This window comes from Streptomyces sp. RKAG293 (assembly GCF_023701745.1).
GTDB lineage: Bacteria > Actinomycetota > Actinomycetes > Streptomycetales > Streptomycetaceae > Actinacidiphila.
On record NZ_JAJOZB010000001.1, the window covers coordinates 7,416,492 to 7,433,937 of the forward strand.

At 67.5% G+C, this 17,446-nt stretch carries 14 protein-coding genes and 2 pseudogenes; 12 read left to right on the plus strand and 4 right to left on the minus strand.

Features of this window, described 5'->3' with window-relative positions; all coding sequences use genetic code 11:
• Positions 1–49: 49 nt before the first annotated feature.
• Positions 50–220 carry a hydrophobic protein gene (locus LNW72_RS32930; protein ID WP_250978700.1) on the minus strand — a complete coding sequence of 57 codons (171 nt, stop codon included), beginning with the start codon at positions 218–220 and terminating at the stop codon, positions 50–52.
• A gap of 796 nt (positions 221–1,016) precedes the next feature.
• On the opposite strand from LNW72_RS32930, the gene LNW72_RS32935 reads away from it, so the two are divergent.
• Together LNW72_RS32935 and LNW72_RS32940 are read left to right on the plus strand one after the other, a co-directional pair.
• Positions 1,017–1,487 carry an SRPBCC family protein gene (locus tag LNW72_RS32935; RefSeq protein ID WP_250978701.1) on the plus strand — a complete coding sequence of 157 codons (471 nt, stop codon included), beginning with the start codon at positions 1,017–1,019 and terminating at the stop codon, positions 1,485–1,487.
• 971 nt (positions 1,488–2,458) lie between these two features.
• Positions 2,459–2,809 carry a MerR family transcriptional regulator gene (locus tag LNW72_RS32940; RefSeq protein ID WP_250978702.1) on the plus strand — a complete coding sequence of 117 codons (351 nt, stop codon included), beginning with the start codon at positions 2,459–2,461 and terminating at the stop codon, positions 2,807–2,809.
• Positions 2,810–3,378: 569 nt separating this feature from the next.
• Here the strand turns inward: LNW72_RS32940 and LNW72_RS32945 are convergent.
• Complete coding sequence (locus LNW72_RS32945) at positions 3,379–3,549, minus strand: hydrophobic protein (RefSeq protein ID WP_138355290.1); 171 nt, start codon at positions 3,547–3,549, stop codon at positions 3,379–3,381.
• Positions 3,550–3,749: 200 nt separating this feature from the next.
• Here LNW72_RS32945 and LNW72_RS32950 point away from each other — a divergent pair, with 200 nt between their 5' ends.
• From LNW72_RS32950 to LNW72_RS32980, 7 genes and pseudogenes are all read left to right on the plus strand, one after another.
• A complete protein-coding gene (locus tag LNW72_RS32950; RefSeq protein ID WP_250978703.1) occupies positions 3,750–3,923 on the plus strand; it encodes a CsbD family protein in 174 nt (57 codons plus the stop codon).
• Between the two features lie 350 nt (positions 3,924–4,273).
• Entirely contained in the window at positions 4,274–4,624 is a 351-nt protein-coding gene (locus LNW72_RS32955; protein ID WP_250978704.1) for a PRC-barrel domain-containing protein, read from the plus strand.
• A gap of 971 nt (positions 4,625–5,595) precedes the next feature.
• A complete protein-coding gene (locus LNW72_RS41340; protein WP_285369851.1) occupies positions 5,596–7,416 on the plus strand; it encodes a glycosyltransferase family 39 protein in 1,821 nt (606 codons plus the stop codon).
• Positions 7,417–7,576: 160 nt separating this feature from the next.
• Positions 7,577–8,425: a hypothetical protein gene (locus LNW72_RS32965; protein ID WP_250978705.1), complete on the plus strand. Its 849-nt coding sequence runs from the start codon at positions 7,577–7,579 to the stop codon at positions 8,423–8,425.
• Positions 8,426–8,429: 4 nt separating this feature from the next.
• Entirely contained in the window at positions 8,430–9,200 is a 771-nt protein-coding gene (locus LNW72_RS32970; RefSeq protein ID WP_250978706.1) for a HAMP domain-containing sensor histidine kinase, read from the plus strand.
• 147 nt (positions 9,201–9,347) lie between these two features.
• The gene (locus LNW72_RS32975) at positions 9,348–10,172 is read left to right on the plus strand and encodes an alpha/beta fold hydrolase (RefSeq protein ID WP_250978707.1); all 825 of its coding nucleotides are present in this window, start codon (positions 9,348–9,350) and stop codon (positions 10,170–10,172) included.
• Between the two features lie 664 nt (positions 10,173–10,836).
• Positions 10,837–11,457, plus strand: a pseudogene (locus LNW72_RS32980) (transposase).
• A gap of 40 nt (positions 11,458–11,497) precedes the next feature.
• On the opposite strand, the gene LNW72_RS32985 reads toward LNW72_RS32980, so the two are convergent.
• Positions 11,498–12,211 carry a histone-like nucleoid-structuring protein Lsr2 gene (locus LNW72_RS32985; protein WP_250978708.1) on the minus strand — a complete coding sequence of 238 codons (714 nt, stop codon included), beginning with the start codon at positions 12,209–12,211 and terminating at the stop codon, positions 11,498–11,500.
• Positions 12,212–12,546: 335 nt separating this feature from the next.
• Between LNW72_RS32985 and LNW72_RS32990 the strand changes: the two are divergent.
• Positions 12,547–13,494: pseudogene (locus LNW72_RS32990) on the plus strand (IS630 family transposase); the annotation flags it as partial.
• Positions 13,495–13,817: 323 nt separating this feature from the next.
• Here the strand turns inward: LNW72_RS32990 and LNW72_RS32995 are convergent.
• Positions 13,818–14,183, minus strand: a complete 366-nt coding sequence (locus tag LNW72_RS32995; RefSeq protein WP_250978709.1) for a hypothetical protein — start codon at positions 14,181–14,183, stop codon at positions 13,818–13,820.
• 476 nt (positions 14,184–14,659) lie between these two features.
• On the opposite strand from LNW72_RS32995, the gene LNW72_RS33000 reads away from it, so the two are divergent.
• Both LNW72_RS33000 and LNW72_RS33005 read left to right on the plus strand, forming a co-directional pair.
• Positions 14,660–15,946, plus strand: coding sequence for a spherulation-specific family 4 protein (locus LNW72_RS33000; RefSeq protein ID WP_250978710.1), 1,287 nt, complete (start codon positions 14,660–14,662; stop codon positions 15,944–15,946).
• A gap of 85 nt (positions 15,947–16,031) precedes the next feature.
• Entirely contained in the window at positions 16,032–17,405 is a 1,374-nt protein-coding gene (locus tag LNW72_RS33005; RefSeq protein ID WP_250978711.1) for a ricin-type beta-trefoil lectin domain protein, read from the plus strand.
• Positions 17,406–17,446 lie beyond the last annotated feature (41 nt).

Here is a 17,446-nt window from a genome sequence, read left to right on the forward strand (position 1 = left end):
CGGTTGTCCGGGCCCGCAAAGGCCATACGGTGTTCGGGTGCCCTGGTGGCTACCAGCGATACCAGCGGTTACGGCCGCCACCGGAGTGTGTGCCGCGCATGACGAAGCCCAGCAGCCACACGACCAGGACGACGACCGCGACCCACCAAAGGATCTTCAGGGCGAAGCCTGCACCGAACAGAATGAGCGCGAGCAGCAGAACCAAAAGCAGTGGACCCATGGTTATCAACCTCCTGACCAGCGCATGCCCTGTCGTGAACGGGTCATTCCCCCTGGCTTTCCGTTGGCCGCACTGCGCCGCACCGTGCCCCCTGTCCGGTCAGCGCATGCCCCTGGGCCGGAACCGTTCACGATCGCGGCCCCGCGCCGCCCGGACATTCGCCGACCACGGAACCATCCCCACTCACGCGCCAGCCGAGGACGGCTACGCCGCCACCGCGAGCCGCGCAGGCGCAACAAGGCCGGCAGCCTCAAGCCCAACGGCCACTTCTCCTCCCGCTCCCCTCTCAGCGACGTCCCGAGCTGGAATCCATGCCGCTGGGCTTGCGGGCCAAGGCATCATGCTGGCGCAACCTGCGTGCACTGGCTGAGACCGACGCCCGGCCTTACGCCTACCACCTGGACACCCTGCTGGGGCGCGACGACCACCAAGCCGCGACGCTTGAGGAGATGCGCATCGTGGCAGCCACCCGCACACTCAGTGTTACAAGGGGCCGCACGTCCTGCTGGTCGAACGACAAGATGCGGACGAACCGCGACAGGAATGGTGCCTGGCTCTGCGCTTGCGGGCGGACCACGCCGCACTCGGCGCTGTGCAGTGCGCGGTACGTCAGCGGTCATGACGGCGAGGAAGGAGTAGGCGGTGGAAACCACTCTGCTCGCCTGTGTGCCGCCGTCCTCCGCCCAAGAACCGCCCCTTCCAGGCGCGGCGACAGGTAGCCGTTCCTTGGCCGGGCCGGCGAACGAACCAGCCTGGCGACCTCTTCGCACGGGCGGCGGATTTCCTTGGAGGACCGATGGCGGTACGGCAGCAACTGATCGAGCGCTCCCGGCAACAGGTGTGGGCCGTGCTGGCCGATCCGACGCGCTACGACGAGTGGGTGGTCGGGGTCGCCGACTCCGCGCCCGGCCGGGGCGACTGGCCCGCTATGGGCGCGGACCTCAAGTACCAGGTGGTGCTCGGTCCCTGGAAGGGCGGTGGCCGCACCGTCGTCCGCCGCTCGGAGGCGCCGCACATCCTGGAACTGGAAGCGGACAGCGGTCCGCTCGGCACAGCCAGGATCGCGTTGGAGATCCGGCCGTGGGGCCGTGCAGACAGCATTGTGGTCGTCGACGAACACCCGCTACGGGGCGCGGCCGGGTCGCTGCACAATGTCGCCGTCGACGCGTTCCTCCAAGTACGGCATCGCACCATGCTCAAGCGGCTGGCCGCGGTCGTTGAGGAATCCGCCCCCCGCGAGCAAGGACCGGCTCGGTCCGCCTCCTGAGCGTGCCGTTCCATCCTTCCACTCGCACCGGACGGCGTCCCTCGTTCGCATGTCGGGCTCCCACCGGACTCGCCGGCTCACTGCCAAGCGTCGCAGGAGCGGCACGTGGCGATGCCGTGGTCATCGGATACCTCGTGGTCGAACAAGCAAGAAATCTATGTTGGCTGGAGTAGACATTGGGCAGCTGCGTGGTTATGGTTTCTCTCGTATCCCAGAGAGACAGTAGGGCCTGGCAGAGATGAACTGCCGGGCAGCAGTCCACGTAGTTGCAGTTCGCAGGACGGTGCGGTGGTGGAGTTTCGAAGCCAGAGCAGTTGCAGGACGGCGACGGGACTGACGACCGGACCGGGTGGCCCGCAGCAATCAGGGGCCGCCGTGAGCAGGACCGCAGGTAACGCAGTTGGTAGTACCCGTAAGTGCAGTTCGCAGCACCCAGCAGTGGAAGTCAGTGAGCAGCACCTCGGTGAAGGCGTCGGCTGCGGACGCGCGCGCCGGGAGGTTCGGCAGTGGGGTTCCAAGCCAGAGCAGACGTAGGACGGGCGACGGGGCTGGCTGCCGGAGGGTGGCGCGTTGAATGCCACCAGTAGGTCGCAGTAGCAGTTGAATTGTGACCGCAGGACCGCAGGACCGCAGTATCTGAAGTACCAGCAGGTCAGCAGCTTTCATCGTTCAGGTACGAGTAGGAAAGGTTCGGAGCGACACCATCAGGATCGCCCGCACGGCAGGTGTGTGTGGGCACTCGCAAGGCCCCGGATTGGAAGGTGGTCCCCGGTCAGGCATTCAAGATCCCTGCATTCCGTGTTCCCCCGACGCGGCGATGCGAATACGGCAGGACCGGCACGCACACGCCGGTAGTAGAAGTAGATGGTGTTTGATCCGCCCCATGGGGCCCCGGAAGCCAGTACGGCTCCCGGGGCCCCTCCACGCGTTTCCCCAGGAGGCCGCATGACCATCAGACACGAAGAGGCGTAATGACCGACCAGCCCCCTACGAATCCCGCCGGCCCGAGCCCGTCCGACCGGTTCGACGACGAGGACTACCCCGCCTACACCATGGGCCGGGCAGCCGAGATGATCGGCACCAACGCCGCGTTCCTCCGCGCGATCGGCGAGGCCCGCCTGATCACCCCGCTGCGGTCCGAGGGCGGCCACCGCCGCTACTCCCGCTACCAACTGCGCATCGCCGCCCGGGCCCGCGAACTCGTCGATCAGGGCACCGCGATCGAAACCGCCTGCCGCATCGTCGCCCTGGAAGACCAACTCGAAGAAGCCCTGGCCCTCAACGAACAGCTGCGTAACCGTTCCAGTGATCCCGCCGGCTAAGCCAAGGCCCGGGCACGCATCAGGTGGTCTGAGACCGCAAGTGGACCGTAGGAAGGTCAGCGGGGTAGCCGGGGAGATGCTGGCGCATCGCAGGATGCTGTTCGAGGGCGGGGATTGATGTCCATCTGGTCCACTGGCCGAGGCCGACGCTCCCGCCGCCGTGGCGGCCGTTGAGGAAATGGTCGGTTCGGCGTTGATGTACCGGGCCGGAAACCGCGGCGGTGAGCCCGGCAGCCTCGGCGCCGCCCCCTGCAGTCGGCCGGTGAATTTCTCGGCTGTCTGGCCGCGGACTTCACCAGGACCGGCAGTGAGCGTTCCGCCTCGCAGTGATGCTCGTTGTCACGGAGCCGCTGACCAACGCCGCACGCTACGCACAGGCAGTCCCTGTTGGATCTTGCGGGAAGCACTCGCCGTGCGGTGGTGACGGTATGGGATTCCAGTACTGCTCTGCCGGTCGTGCTCCCGCCCGATCCGCCGCGGGTCGGCGCGCGTGGCCCAGCCCGTGTGGACATGCGTCAGGCCCCGGCGGGGCCGGGGCCTGACGATGACCTGCGACGCGGTGCGGCCGCCTACCAGCGGTACCAGCGGCCGCGGCTGCCGGAGGCGCCCGTGCCGCGCATGACGAAGCCCAGCAGCCAGACCACCAGTACGACGACGGCGACCCACCACAGGATCTTCAGCGCGAAACCGGCGCCGAACAGAATCAGAGCGAGCAGTAGAACCAGAAGCAAAGGACCCATGGTTTTCGACCTCCTGACCAGCGGATACCCCAGGATGGATCGCTCAGTCATACAATTTTGCGCCCATTGAGCGGCCCGTCTTTCCTGGCGCGACGGAGTACCGGGCGATTCTTCAAGCGCCCGGTATCGCCTGGTATTGACGTGGCCGACCGGGGTAGGCGGCCAGAAGCACCATCCGCACCGATCTTGGAGGACATCTCATGGGCACCGAAGACAAGGCTGAGAACACCGCGGACAAGGCCAAGGGCAAGGTCAAGGAAGCTGCCGGCAAGACGGTCGGCAACGAGCGTCTCGAAGCCGAAGGCAAGGCCGATCAGGCCAAGGGTGATGTGAAGCAGGCCGGCGAGCACATCAAGGACGCCTTCAAGCACTGACTGGATGTACTGCGCTACCGGGCCGCAGCCATCCGTGGCTGCGGCCCACGCGCGGCCAGGGATGGCTGCGGCGTCCGGCCGCACCTCCTGTTCCGGCCGATACTTCCTCCACGGCCTGGAGAGTCCGGGCGCCACGGCACCGGGCCGCCCGCCTCCAAGGATCCGCTGACGTGCTGCGCGCCTTCGGGGTGTCACCGCCGTCCAATGCGAGCGATTCGCGGCACATTGTCCCAAGGTGGGGGACGTACGTGTCTGCCGGAGGTTGTGGGGCAGGCGTTTTTTCGAGGGTTTCCCACCGAATTGCCGGAAGGGATCTCTCGAAACACCGCACGACGACGGAAGGGCTTCTTGTGACGGACAGCATGTGGGGATACCCGGCAGCATCGGGTCACCAGGCCGGTACGGATCTGACCGGGTTCAAGGTCGAGGCGACCAACGGCAGCATCGGCAAGGTCGACAAGCACTCCGATGAGGTCGGCTCCGCGTACATCGTGGTCGACACCGGTGTGTGGATCTTCGGTAAGCACGTCCTGCTCCCGGCGGGGACGATCCAGTCCATCGACATCGCGGAGCGGAAGATCTACGTAGCCCGCGACAAGGACGAGATCAAGGACTCCCCGGAGTTCGACAAGGACAAGCACGCCGGTGACCCGGGCTATCACCAGCAGGTCGAGGGTTACTACGGTTCCCACCGGGCCTGAGCGTAGGCCGCACCGAACCACGACGCCCCGCCTCCCAAAATCTGAGATTCTGGGAGGCGGGGCGTGCGCGTGGGAGGCGTCAGCCGGCTGACTCAGCCTCGGCCCCCTCCGACATCGAAAGCGTGACCAGGTAGTCCCCGAAGCCTCCCGAGGCCCGGGCGCGCAGGCGGGCCGACGTCACCACAGCACAGTCCGCGGTGCGCAGTACCCGGTGCGCGCCGCGTTCGAGAGCGGCGACGAGGCCGCGGTCCTCGCCCACGTGTCCGGCCTGCCGGGCGAGCCAGTCGAGAACGGCGCGGCCGCCAGGGCTGCCGCCGCCACGAAACTCCTGCGCTTGAACGGGGAAGCCTCCGGCTTGGCCGGGTCGCTCGTTGCACCTGTCAACGCTGCCTCCACTCGTCGCACCGGGCCTGCCTGCTCCCGGTGCTCGTCGGGTGCTCTGAAGGCTGGCGAAAGTAGCAGCGATCACCACCGCTTCCGGGGCGCAACGAGCCGCGCGGCACAACCACCACCCGCTCGGCCCAGACAAGGCGAAGCGGCACTCCGGCAGAGGAGGTCCGAAGCAACGCCTCGCGCAACCGCGGGCCGGGGGTGCGAGTCTCAGGAGCAGGCGCCGGGGCTGCTCGGCAGGCGCGGGAGGGCGTGGCACACTCGGGGGCGCCAATGGCTCAGAGCCGAGCCGACTGACCGGTGAACGGCGAGGTGTCGTAAGGCGAGATGTCGTAAACAGACCACACGGTGGGCGTTTTCGTCTGAAGATCGTCTCCATGGTTTCGATTGTGGTCACCCAGGCGTCCCGCATTGTGACGTGCAGCGCCCCTACCCGCCGCCGCCCATGGCGTTCGCCCGCCGGGCAGCCCGCGTACGTGCGTCCCTTGCTGTTGGTGATCACGGCCGTCGCTACCGCGTTGTACGGGTGGAACATCGACCGTGGTCAGTTTCATCCGTTCTACGCCGACACCGTGCTCAGTATGAGCAGGAACGGGAAGGCGTTCTTCTTCGGTTCATTCGAGCCCGGCAACTCCATCACTCTGGATAAACTGCCCGGCTTCTTGTGGCCGCAGGCGGTCTCCGCGCGGCTCTTCGGATTCCATCCCTGGGCGCTGGCGTTGCCCCAAGTGATCGAGGGCGCGCTGAGTGTGCTGGTGCTGTTCCGGCTGGTGTGCAGGCAGGCCGGAGCCCATGCGGCGCTGGTGGCCGCAGCCGCGTTCGCGAGCACCCCAGCGGCGACCGGACTGTTCCGCTCGGCTGTCGAGGACGCACCGTTCACGCTCCTGCTGCTGCTCGCCGCCGACGCGGCGTTCCGGGCGGCCGGTACGGCGCGGTTGCGCCCGCTCATCTGGAGCGCTGTCTGGGTAGGGCTCGCCTTCCAGACGAAGATGCTGGAAGCGTGGGCCCTCGGGCCCGTCCTGGCGGGCGTCTTCCTCATCGCGGCGCCCACGACGCTGCGCCGCAGAGTGGCCGGGACGGCTGTCGCGGCCGCCGTGACCCTCGCTGTGTCGGCGTCCTGGGTCCTGGTGGTTGCGCTGATACCCGCAGGCGACCGGCCCTACATCGACGGGACCACGAACAACTCGCCGGTGAGCATGGTGGCGGGGTACAACTTCCTCAACCGCTTCCCTCAGCTGGGACTGACGCCCGCCGACACGGGCAGCGTCAACTCCGTACCCAGCGGCCCTGCGGCGAAGGGGTCGTCAGGAGGCGGACCCGGGCCGGCCGCTGCCACGGGCGACGAGGGCGGCTGGACCAAGATGGTTCGCGCACCCCTGGCCTCGCAGACCGGCTGGCTGTATCCGGCAGCGGCCCTGACGGTGGGCTGCGGCCTGGTGTGGCTGCGGCAAAGACCGCGCACCGACCCCCAGCGGGCCGCCCTGCTCCTCTGGGGCGGTTGGCTGACGACGTTCCTCGCCGTCTTCAGCGCGGGGACGGTCGCGGGACACACTTACTACATGGGGGTCGTGGCAGCCCCGCTCGCGGCCCTGACCGGGATCGGCACCGTCCAGTGCTGGCGCGCCCACCAGGCGGGAGGCTCTCGCGCGTGGACGCTGTCCGCGCTGATCGGCGGCACCGCCGTGTGGGGCACCGTGGTGGCCGGCGCCTGGCCGCGCTTCTGGCCCGGTCTGGGGTTCGCTGTTCTGGTGCTCTGCGTGGCCGCGCTGGTACTGCTGGCCTGGAGCCGCCCGAGCGGTGGGGCACCGCCGCACCGGGTCGGGCACCGGGCGGCGGTGGCAGGGCTCCTGGTGGGGTTGACCGCCATTCTCCTGGCCCCTGCGGCATGGTCGGTCTCGGTCGTCATGCCCCGCTACAGCCAGTCCGCCAAGGGCACCGTAGGTCCCGACAGCGATGCGGATCGCACGCGCCTGCGGGCCCCGGCGGTCGCCGCCCCGGGTGACCGGACCGCGGCCCCCGGTCCCCGCGCGCGGCGGCGGCTGCTCAGCTACCTGCAGACCAACCGGAGCGGCACCGACTACCTCGTGGCGACCGCCAGTTGGAACATCGCCTCCCCGTACCTCCGGGCCACCGGCGACGCCGTGCTGCCCATCGGCGGATACATGGGCCAGGCCCCGTCACCCACCCCGGGCGAGATCCAGCAGTACGTAGCCACCGGCCGGCTGCGCTACGTACTGCTCCGCCCGGTGCACCGGGGTGCCTCCGCAACACCCGCCGCCCGCGTCGCTTCCTGGGTCCGAACGTCCTGCGCCCGGGTCCCGGACAGCGCCTACGGCGGCACGGTCACCGACGCCACCGACGGCGCGCCGTTGCAGCTGTACCGCTGCGCACCTACCCGGTGAGCACCGGACCCCTGTGCCGGTGCCGGCGAGGGGCCGGCCCGCTCCGGCGTACCCGCCACCCCCACGGTGTGCGGGGTCGGGTTGCCGTGGCCCGGAACCCGGCCGGCGGCTGGGACGGACAGTCAGGTTCTGTTCAGGTGAGTCGTGCCAGCCTCGCGCCATGACGATCACTACGGAATGGTCCGGAGCCGCGCCCACGCGCCGCCAGATGTTGAACAAGGTGCCGGAAGTCACGGTCTACTTCTGGATCATCAAAGTGCTCTGCACCACCGTGGGCGAGACGGCAGCGGATTTCCTGAACAGCAATCTCGACCTCGGCCTGACCAACACGACCTACATCATGGCCGGCCTGCTGATCATCACACTGTTCTTCCAGTTCATGGTGAAGAAGTACGTGCCCGCGATCTACTGGATGGCGGTCGTTCTGATCAGCGTGGTCGGCACGCTGGTCACCGACAATCTCACGGACAACTTCGGGGTTCCGCTCGCGACCACCGCCGTCCTGTTCGCCGTCGCGCTGGCCGCCACCTTCGCGATCTGGTTCGCGAGTGAGAAGACACTGTCCATCCACAGCATCGTCACGGTGCGGCGCGAGGCCTTCTACTGGGCGGCCATTCTGTTCACCTTCGCCTTGGGCACTGCCGCGGGCGATCTCACCGCGGAGCAGCTCGGTCTGGGCTACTGGGTGTCGACGGTCGTCTTCGGGGCGCTGATCGCTCTTGTCGCGCTGGCGCACACCGGCATCAGGTTGAACGCGGTGGTGGCCTTCTGGATCGCCTACATCCTGACGCGCCCCCTCGGCGCCTCACTGGGTGACTACCTTTCGCAGCCCGGTGACGAGGGCGGCCTCGGCCTGGGGACGGTCGGGACCAGCGCACTGTTCCTCGTGACGATCTCCGCTCTCGTCGCCTTCCTCTCCTTCACCCGCAAGGACCAGACGGACCCCGGAGCCGCAGAACCCGTCGCGCGTGACCTCGTCCGGGACACCTCGGAAACCGGGCAATACTGACCCCGTGGCCGTTCACACCCCTTCCCACCGCGACGCGCCGTCCGGGCGCCCGGCGGAACTGGCCGACCTGGCAGGGACACTCGACGGACTCCTGGACCGGCTCGCCGCCGTGCTCCGGCACGAGCAGCAGCTGACCGGAGAGATGTCACACGAGCTGCGCACCCCACTGGCCGCTCTCACCGCCGAGGTCGAATGGCTGCAGGCCAGACCGCGCGGCACCGAGGAGCAGGAGACCGCGCACCGCGCCATCGCGTCCGGCGCCGCCCGCATGCACGACATCGTCGAAACGCTGCTCACCGAAGCGCGCACCCGCGGCTTCGAGACGTCCGGACGATGTTCGCTGCACGAGGTGATCGGGGAGGTCGCGCGCCGCAGCGCCGAAGACCATCCCCAGGATCCGCCGGTTGTGCTGCGCGCCTGCATCGGCGGGCAGTCGGCCACCGTGGGCATCTCCGCTTCGCTTCTGCAACGGATCCTGGTGCCGCTCCTGGACAATGCCCGTCGCTACGCGGTGCGGTGTGTAGCGATCGAGTACGCGGCCGTTCCTGGGCGGAACGTGGAAATCACCGTCGCCGACGACGGTCCGGGAATTCCGGCCGTCTTGTGGGGGGCCGTCTTCGCACCGGGATTCCGGGCGGATCCGGGCAGCGGGCACGACGGTGCCGGGCTGGGTCTGCCGCTCGCGCGCCGCATCGCGCGAGCAGCGGGCGGTGAGATCGTGGTGGCTCCTGCCGAAGGCGGCCCCTGCTTCGTGGTCTCACTTCCCGCCGGATAACTGGTGGCTCAGGAGAGCCGAAGCCGTGACCACCATGGGACGACCAGCGTTCGCGCGAACCGGTCCCAGGCCCCACGATCGACATGGCACCAGCGTCACATGATGTTCCGGCAACGCACCACATCCTGGAATCCGCGGAGGCGAACCATGGGCACGATCACGACACCTGACGGCATCGACATCTTCTTCAAGGACTGGGGTTCCGGACAGCCGATCGTCTTCAGTCACGGGTGGCCGCTGTCATCGGACGACTGGGACGCCCAGATGTTGTTCTTTCTGCAGCACGGCTATCGGGTCATCGCCCATGACCGTCGTGGGCACGGACGCTCCGCCCAGACCGGCGACGGCCACGACATGGACCACTACGCCGACGACCTCGCCGCCGTGACCGCACATCTCGATCTGCACGACGCCGTGCACGTCGGGCACTCCACCGGTGGTGGCGAGGTCGCGCACTACATTGCCCGGCACGGCGAGAGCCGGGTCGCCAAAGCGGTGCTGATCAGCGCGGTGCCCCCGCTGATGGTGCAGACCGACGCCAATCCCGGCGGACTGCCGAAGAGCGCCTTCGACGACATGCAGGCTCAGCTGGCCGCCAACCGTCCGGAGTTCTACCGGGCGCTGCCGTCGGGGCCCTTCTACGGCTTCAACCGGCCCGGTGTGGAGCCCTCGGAGGCCATCATCGCGAATTGGTGGCGCCAGGGAATGATGGGTGGCGCGAAGGCACACTACGACGGCATCGTCGCCTTCTCCCAGACCGACTTCACCGAGGACCTGAAGAAGATCACGGTTCCGGTCCTGGTGATGCACGGCGATGACGACCAGATCGTCCCCTACGCCGACTCCGGGCCACTGTCCGCGAAGCTCGTGCAGAACGGCACCCTGAACACCTACCCCGGATTCCCCCACGGAATGCCCACCACCCAGGCCGAGACCATCAACGCCGACCTGCTGGCCTTCCTGCAGTCCTGACCACCGCGCAGTTGGTGGCGACCGCGAGACGTTCGGCGGACGACACCAGCGGCACGATCGGATAGCAAGTCCAGCAGCGCGGCAACGGTGGAGCCCCGCCTCCTCCCGGCCTCGGCCTGCGTCCGTGGATCGAGTTGGCGCCATGCGCTGTCGACCAACACGATCCACGGACGCAAGCCGCACCCGGCCGGCTGACCCCCGTCGAATTCGAGACCGTCATGACGACACCGGCCCTCCAGGCCGCGTGACCGAACCTGCCACCCAAACCTGCATCAGACCCGTCCTCCTTAAGCAGTGCTACTTCGCTGCACCTCAACCGAGGAGGCAAGGACGTAGCGGGACCGAGAGCTTCCTGTGCGGATGGCACATGCACTGGAGGTTCCGGTTCGGGCTGTCCCGCTCAACGGCCCAGTGTGCGAGGAAGCGATCCCCCGCCGCGTCGGGCTAGGGCCTGTCGTCTGGATCTCCGCGGCGTCGCGGTGTCCAGCACGCACATCTGCCGCGTTGTCGTCGGTCGACGACGCTCCGCGTCGCCTCCCTCCTCCGCCTTGCAGCTGCACGCACCGGACACCGCTCCTTCCCCCACGGAGATCCAGACGACAGACCCTAGGCCGTGTTTTAGAAGTGGGCTTCATCGTTCGTCCTGCGCCGTGATGATCGCGGTGTGGGGCGAGGGAATCCTTCTGACGATCAGTGGGCCGTGCTGGAGCCGATGCTGCCGGTCGCGATGCGGGGCAGGCCGGCGGTGGGGCGGAGGAGGCTGGTCGATGGGATGCGGTGGCGCGTTCGTACCGGTGCTCCGTGGCAGACGGTCCATGGGCTCTTCCGCCGCTGGCAACGTGACGGCACCTGGTCCGAACTGCTGACCCGATTGCAGGCCCGGGCGGATGCGGCAGGGCAGATCACGTGTGAGGTCAACGTCGACTCCACGATCTGCCGGGCAATCCGGGTTCCCCGCACCGGACCCGGACGTCCCCGTGTCCGCCCCCTGCGAGTGCGGGGCGATAAGGCGTACTCGTCCCGAGCCAGCCGGGCCTACCTGCGAAAGCGGGGAATCCTGTGCACGATCCCGGAGCCTGCCGACCAGGCCGCCAACCGCAAGTGACGCGGGCAGGCCGGCGGGTGGCCTCCGGCTTTCGATCGCGAGGACTACAAGGCCCGGCACGCGGTCGAATGCGGAATCAACCGGCTCAAGCGCTACCGGTCGGTGGCCTGCCGCTTCGACAAACTCGCGGTCCGCTTCGAGGCCACCGTCCTCAGTGCCGCGATCAACGAATGGCTGTGACCTACCGATGGTCGCCGACCGGCCCAGCCGGAGTTGGTGCTCACCTCTGTGATACCTCATAAGCCTCGCGGATGGACGTAGGGATGCGCCCACGGTCATTTACCAGATATCCGTTGGCGCGTGCCCAGAGACGTATCGACTCGTCTTCCGGACGGGGATCGAGCCTACGGGGTCGGGCAGTCCGGCCAGGGCCTCTCCAGTCGCCCGTAGACACACCTTCGAGCCGGTCCGCTGTTTCTTGGAAGAAGGCGAACAACGAAGCGTATGCGCCCTCCTCGGGACCGCACGCCTCGTCCCAGGATCCGATGGTTCCGCTGAGCGTGTCCAAGAACGTTCCGTAGAGACCGTCGCGCTCCGCGGCAATGGGCACCCACTCACGACGCCAGAACGGGTGGTCGGGATCTGCGGACGGCTCCATCTCCTCCAGGCTCATCCGGCTGAGGTAGACCCGCTGAATATCCGTCAGCCCGAGAAGCAGATGGCCGCCCGGGATGTCTATCTCGCAACCCAGCGCCACCAGACTGGACTGATCGTCGGGATGCCTGCCGGCATCGATGTCGTTCGCCAGCAGCCACTGCCGCATTTCCCTCGGCAGGTCCAGACCCATGCGCAGTTCGGCTTCCCGGATGGCCGCATGGCTCCCCGGGCGGCCGAGCGTAGCGAGAGCTTCAGGGTCGTTGCGTTCAAGCCACGCGGTTATCCGGCCCCACGCCTCTCTCACGTCTCCTGTCTCGTGCATCGAGGCTCCGCTCATGTGTGGTCTCCCCGGCAGAATGCGCACACCCCTGGAGTAGGCCCGCCCATCTCGCCGGCTCGCGAGGAGCGTTGCCCGGTCGCCCGCACTATGAAGTTGTCCTCTTGGCGAGGCGACGACAGCTGATGATCCATTGGAGAACAGTATGCGGGCCTACTGACAGTGACTGACGCGGAGCGCGTTTCCGCAGACCATCTACGGTAGACGGCTCGCCCCCACGTGCACACCGCCAATTTCTAAAGCACTCCCTAGTGTCCTGAGTCAGTAGTTGGCCTAGTGTTCTTGTATGACTCGTCCTGGTCCGAAGCTCGGTGGGTGAGGACGGGTTCCCCGTTTCGACCGCCGCGGTCGCAGATCGGATGGGGACGACGCGGGAAACGGTGGGCAAATGGCGCCGGCGATTCCTGCAGGATCGGCTGGCGGGCCTGGAGGACGAACCGCGGCCCGGCAGGCCTCGTACCGTTTCTGATGAGCAGGTTGCGGATCTGATCGCACGGACGCTGGAATCGACGCCGGAGAACGCGACGCATTGGTCGACTCGGTCGATGGCGAAAAGGACGGGCCTTTCCCAGTCGACGGTCTCGCGTGTGTGGCGTGCTTTCGGGCTGCAGCCGCACCGCTCGGAGACGTTCTAACTGTCCACGGATCCGTTCTTCGTCGACAAGGTCCACGACGTCGTCGGTCTGTACCTTGACCCGCCAGAACGGGCGTTGGTGCTGTGCGGGGATGAGAAGTCGCAGATCCAGGCCCTTAACAGGTCCCAGCCGGTCCTCCCGATGATGCCCGGAGCGCCGGAACGGGCCACTCACGACTACGTGCGGGCCGGCACCACCACCCTCTTCGCCGCGTTCAACACCGCCTCCGGCCAGGTCATCGGATCCCTCCACCGACGCCACCGCGCCGCAGAGTTCAAGAAGTTCCTGTCCAAGCTCGATAGAGAGCTCCCGGCCGAACTCGACGTTCATCTCGGCTGCGACAACTACGCGACCCACAAGACCGCAGACATCAAGAAATGGCTCCTGGCCCACCCCCGATTCCACCTGCACTTCACGCCCACCGGCTCCTCCTGGCTGAACCTCGTCGAGCGATGGTTCGCAGAGCTGACGAACAAACAGATACGGCGCGGAGTGCACAAATCCGTGCCGACACTCGAGAAGGACATCCGCACCTGGATCACCACCTGGAACCAGGACCCCAAGCCCTTCGTCTGGACGAAGACAGCCGACCAGATCCTCGAATCCCTCGCCTCATACTGTCGACGAATTACCGACTCAGGACACTAGCGCGGTGAGGATGCGCTGATGGTCCACCGACAGCACCGACCAGGCCAGTCCCTCACGCCGTACCGGGACGGATGCGATCGGCTTCCTCACGCAACCCCTCGACACGACGACGAGCAGCGAGCTCGTGCTGTTCCAGCAGTCCGACCACCGGCGGCATCCGTGACCTCCGGGGAGTGACGACACGACATGCCACCACTCCCACCGGATCGCCGACCCTATGCCTGACCAGCGAAAACATCGCCCTCAGATGCGGAACGACAACAGTTTCTCAACAGCGGTCGACCCAAGCGCCGGAGGCCGCGCCGGCTGAGGTGCCGGGAGGGTCAGGGCGCCGGGAGCGGCGGAACAGCGACCGGCAGTACACAGCCCGCGGCCGCCGCCGCGGTCTTGAGGGCTTCGGCAGCAGCGGTGTTGGCCGTCTCCTGCGCCTTGAGGGCCTCCGCGGCCGTGGCCTGCGCGGCGGCCGGGTCGGCGGCGATGACCAGGGCGGCGGCCATGCTGGCCGCCGCGGTGACGTTGGCGGCCGCGAAGGCAGCGGCCTTGGTGGCCGCGTCCTTCAGCAGGCCCACGCAGGCTGCGGCATCAGGGGGAACCGTAGCGGCAGCGGCCGGCGGTGCGGTCAACAGCCCACCGCTGAGCACCAGTACCGAAGCGGCCAGGGACGTAGCGGCTGCACGACGAAACTTCATGGATCGAACCCCTCACACATAGGAAACGCGCCCACACTCGGGCAGAACCGGAATCGGAACCGGACAGCAGAACCGGAAGCAGAACCACACTCGGAGCCGCACAGAACGGGCCCGCAGCGACGCGGCAGGCGATGGGCCACCCGGCACGCGGCGGAGCACGGCCGGCTCCCACCAGAGCCGACCACGAGCTCACCTCATCCGCACCCTGGAGCAGGCCGGACGAGGCCGGGCCGGCGCGGTTTTCGGCCAGCTCGGGAAGCACGGAGCACCCCTGGTCGAGTGCGGAAAACGCTCAGTCGACGTGCGCACTTCGCGTCCCGCACCTTGACCCCGTCGTGCGCCGAGGAGCTAGATCTGATCTACCCCACATCGTCCGTCGTGTGGGAGCGATCCGGTTCTCACGCCGCCGCATCTTCGTGCGGTCAGCCGGGTGCGAGATTGCAAGCTCAGCACGTGAAAGCGGAGGAACATTCGCCATGAGAAGAACAGCGCACACCGGCCGGGGCAGAGATCGCGCGTGGCGGCGGCTGGGCGCCGTCGCCGGAGGTGTCGCCCTGGCCGCAGGTGTCTTCGCCGCGATACCTACCGGTCAGGCGTCCGCGGCCGGCACGCCCATCAAGCAGAGTGTCGCGGTGCCCGCGTACTTCGGGCCGGGCAGTGCGTGGACTCAGCTGTCGAGTGCGACGTCCCGCGCCGGGCTTGCCGTAGCCAACCCCTCGAACGGTGCGGGCGGCAGCAAGGACAGCGGCTACGCCAGTGCCATCCAGACGACGCACGGTGCCGGTACGAAGGTGCTGGGCTACGTCGACACGGGCTACCTGGGCACCTCCCCGAACAACCGCAAGGTGCCGGGAACCGGCAGCACGAACCTGAACGACTGGATCACGTACGCCGAGCAGAGCGTCGACGCCTGGTACAGCTTCTACGGTGGCTCCGGGCTGGACGGCATCTTCTTCGACGACGTACTCGGGGACTGCGGACCCTCCGCCAGCTCTACCACCTGGGTCGACGCCTACAAGACCCTGCAGTCCTACGTGAAGACCAAGCACGCCGGCGCCATGGTGGTGGACAACCCGGGCGGATGGGTCGCCCAGTGCTACACGCAGGCCGCCGACACGCTGATCACCTATGAGGGCAGCTACAGCGACTACGCGGGCGCGACCCTCCCGGACTGGGAGGCCGCCGCGGACCCGAAGAAGGTCTGGCACCTCGTCTACGGCACGAGCCAGTCGCAGATGCAGGCCGCCATCACCCTGTCCAAGCAGCGCAACGCCGGTTACGTCTACGTCACCAACGACGTGCTGGACAACCCGTGGGACACCCTGCCTTCCTACTGGTCCGCCGAGGTGACCGCTGCCTCCGCCGGCACCAGCACCGCCACCGGCAAGGTGGGACCCGTGAAGTCGGGCATCGCCGGCTACTGCCTGGATGTGCCCGGCAACTCTGCCAGCAACAGCGCCATCGTCTCGGTCGCCGCGTGCAACAGCTCGGCCGAGCAGCAGTGGACCACCGGCACCGACGGCACACTGAAGATCAACAACAAGTGCCTGGACGTCCGGTACAACGCCACCGCCAACGGCAGCATGATCGATCTCTACGACTGCAACGGCCAGTCGAACCAGAAGTGGAACGTCGTCGGCAGCACCCTGGTCGGTGCCGGCTCCGGCCGCTGCCTGGACGACCCGCAGTTCTTCACCGACGGCCACCAGCTCGAGATCTACGACTGCAACGGTGGCAACAACCAGAAGTGGACCCTGCCGTAACACCCGTCCAGCGACCGGGATCCGAGACGGCCGGTGACCGCTCATGGATCCCCACCTGCGACTCCTCCAACCATCGGAGCGTTCGATGAAGCTCACCCTCGCGCCACCGCGCACCGTGACCCTTGTGCTGGTGGGACTGGTCTCCCTGATGTGGCCGCTCGTGTCTCCCGTGGGCCAGCCGGCGTCGGCCGACGCCGGGTCCTACGAGCTGCTGTACGACCCGGGCCCCTCGCACGACTGCTGGGGCAGAGTCGTCGAAGGCGTCACGGACACGAGCGACGCGCCGCACCGCAACACGTCCGGCTGCGGCGCCTTCGCCCCGGACAAGGAGTTCCAGCGGGACATGAACAGCCCTCAGACCACGCCCACTTGGGACATGGGCAGTCTGGGCTGGAAGAACTCGGAGTGGGGAACCACCCCGGGGTTCTCACTCTCGGCGCAGACCGGGTCCAAGACGGTGAACATGACGAACAACGCCGCGGGAGGCACCTGCGCCCTCCATGAGACCAATGTCAGCTACTCCTACCAGAGCTCGCAGCTGCGGTACGGAAGCGACCGCAAGAAGCTCACCCTGGCCGACGGGCACGTCAACGTCTCCTACAACGCCTCCGTGCACCAGACGGGGGACTTCACCTGCCCGGAGAAGCGGGCGGTCCTCACCACGGACTTCATCTTCGACGACGTGGCGCACGGGAAGACGGCTCTGATCTCCGTCGTCCACTACGACGGCAAGAACGCCTTCACGGGCTCCAAGCCCGCGGTCGTGTGGAGCACCCTGGATCCGGTGACCAAGAAGTGTGACGCGGGATACGGCTGCCGGGTCATGGTGAAGAGCCCGACACCCATGCTGGCCGACGCGCAGAAAGCCCCCGTCAGCGACGACATCAACGCGCTGTTCGACCAGTACGCCGCCTACGTCAATCCTGACGGGCTGGCGAAGTCCAACTTCGTCTTCCGCGCGCTCCAGATCGTCAGTACCAACTCCGGTAGCTCCACGGCGACGTCCGTGAGCAACATCGACGCGACCCTGAAGCCGAACGGCGACGTCCACACCACCCTCGCCTACAGCGACAAGCACGGGACCCTGTGCCTGGACGACGCGGGCAACAACCGGACGTCCCCCGCCGACGTCGAGATCTACAACTGCAACTTGTCAACCGCCCAGGACTGGATCGTCGGACTGGACAACACCCTGCGGGCGGACGGCCTCTGCCTGGACGCCCAGGGCGGCGGAACGGCCAACGGCACCAACGTGCTGCTCTTCACCTGCAACGGGGGGGCGAACCAGAAATGGATACTCGGCCGGTCCGGACAGGTGTACAACCCAGTCTCCGGCCGCTGCCTCGAGGTCAAGGGCGCAGTGGCTCAGAGCGGCTACTCGAACCTGGAACTCTTCGACTGCTGGGGCGGTGTGAACGAGAAGTGGTGGACCAAGTACGGCGACTTCCACGACCAGTGAGCAGCTGACCCCGCCGAGAACCGGGAACTCCCGTGGGCAGC

What these genes read in the sequence shown, in the direction of transcription:
- LNW72_RS32930 (WP_250978700.1), bottom strand. Translation starts at nt 220, where the DNA reads ATGGGTCCACTGCTTTTGGTTCTGCTGCTCGCGCTCATTCTGTTCGGT.
- LNW72_RS32935 (WP_250978701.1), top strand. Translation starts at nt 1,017, where the DNA reads ATGGCGGTACGGCAGCAACTGATCGAGCGCTCCCGGCAACAGGTGTGG.
- LNW72_RS32940 (WP_250978702.1), top strand. Translation starts at nt 2,459, where the DNA reads ATGACCGACCAGCCCCCTACGAATCCCGCCGGCCCGAGCCCGTCCGAC.
- LNW72_RS32945 (WP_138355290.1), bottom strand. Translation starts at nt 3,549, where the DNA reads ATGGGTCCTTTGCTTCTGGTTCTACTGCTCGCTCTGATTCTGTTCGGC.
- LNW72_RS32950 (WP_250978703.1), top strand. Translation starts at nt 3,750, where the DNA reads ATGGGCACCGAAGACAAGGCTGAGAACACCGCGGACAAGGCCAAGGGC.
- LNW72_RS41340 (WP_285369851.1), top strand. Translation starts at nt 5,596, where the DNA reads ATGAGCAGGAACGGGAAGGCGTTCTTCTTCGGTTCATTCGAGCCCGGC.
- LNW72_RS32965 (WP_250978705.1), top strand. Translation starts at nt 7,577, where the DNA reads ATGACGATCACTACGGAATGGTCCGGAGCCGCGCCCACGCGCCGCCAG.
- LNW72_RS32975 (WP_250978707.1), top strand. Translation starts at nt 9,348, where the DNA reads ATGGGCACGATCACGACACCTGACGGCATCGACATCTTCTTCAAGGAC.
- LNW72_RS32985 (WP_250978708.1), bottom strand. Translation starts at nt 12,211, where the DNA reads ATGAGCGGAGCCTCGATGCACGAGACAGGAGACGTGAGAGAGGCGTGG.
- LNW72_RS32995 (WP_250978709.1), bottom strand. Translation starts at nt 14,183, where the DNA reads ATGAAGTTTCGTCGTGCAGCCGCTACGTCCCTGGCCGCTTCGGTACTG.
- LNW72_RS33000 (WP_250978710.1), top strand. Translation starts at nt 14,660, where the DNA reads ATGAGAAGAACAGCGCACACCGGCCGGGGCAGAGATCGCGCGTGGCGG.
- LNW72_RS33005 (WP_250978711.1), top strand. Translation starts at nt 16,032, where the DNA reads ATGAAGCTCACCCTCGCGCCACCGCGCACCGTGACCCTTGTGCTGGTG.